Genomic DNA, 540 nt, shown 5'->3' with positions numbered 1-540 from the left:
TTCATGGTCAGTTCGTCAGTCGAGATGCGGTAATCGAGCTCGGTTGCTTGACCACTTAACGTTTTACCATCGTCCATCAGCTGCGAAAATGTCGCAGGCTTACCAAATGCTTGAATTTGTTTGATTGCTTCCGTTTTTGGATCGCGAGTGACAACAATTCTATCTGCATCGATATTGATGCTGCCTTGCTTAAGCGAGACATCACCTTTAAAAATGACCTGGTTACTCTTCATGTCCACCTGTTGGGTGTCAGAGTTAATGTAAACCGGCTGTTGAGTATCCGACTTAAGTGCAAACGCTTGAGGCGCTGCTAATACTAGTGCCAGTAGACTAAGGTGTAACGGTTTCATATCGACCTTGAACTTCATTCGTTAGAGTCGCGGTGTGCTGTTTTAAGTTTCCTTGCATCGCGCCTCCAGTAGTTTCAAATTGCGGTCCAACCAACATTACTTGTTGATCGGCTTTAAAATCACGATTGGTTAGATTGATGACCAACTTATCGGTCGCCATCGTATCGAAACTGGCGCCCGGTAATAGGTT

General features: G+C 45.0%; 2 protein-coding genes. Both read right to left on the bottom strand.

Features of this window, described 5'->3' with window-relative positions; genetic code table 11:
• On the bottom strand, positions 1-368 hold a 368-nt coding region (gene lptA, locus IEX97_RS13440), incomplete at its 3' end, for a lipopolysaccharide transport periplasmic protein LptA (RefSeq protein WP_229776960.1).
• Positions 331-540, bottom strand: a 210-nt coding sequence (gene lptC, locus IEX97_RS13435; RefSeq protein WP_188883581.1) for an LPS export ABC transporter periplasmic protein LptC, incomplete at its 5' end; no start/stop codon positions are given. The genes lptC and lptA, both read right to left, overlap by 38 nt.

It is taken from the genome of Paenalicyclobacillus cellulosilyticus (genome assembly GCF_014647315.1).
Lineage (GTDB): Bacteria > Bacillota > Bacilli > Alicyclobacillales > Alicyclobacillaceae > Alicyclobacillus_J > Alicyclobacillus_J cellulosilyticus.
This window is presented reverse-complemented; position numbering and strand designations above follow the sequence as displayed.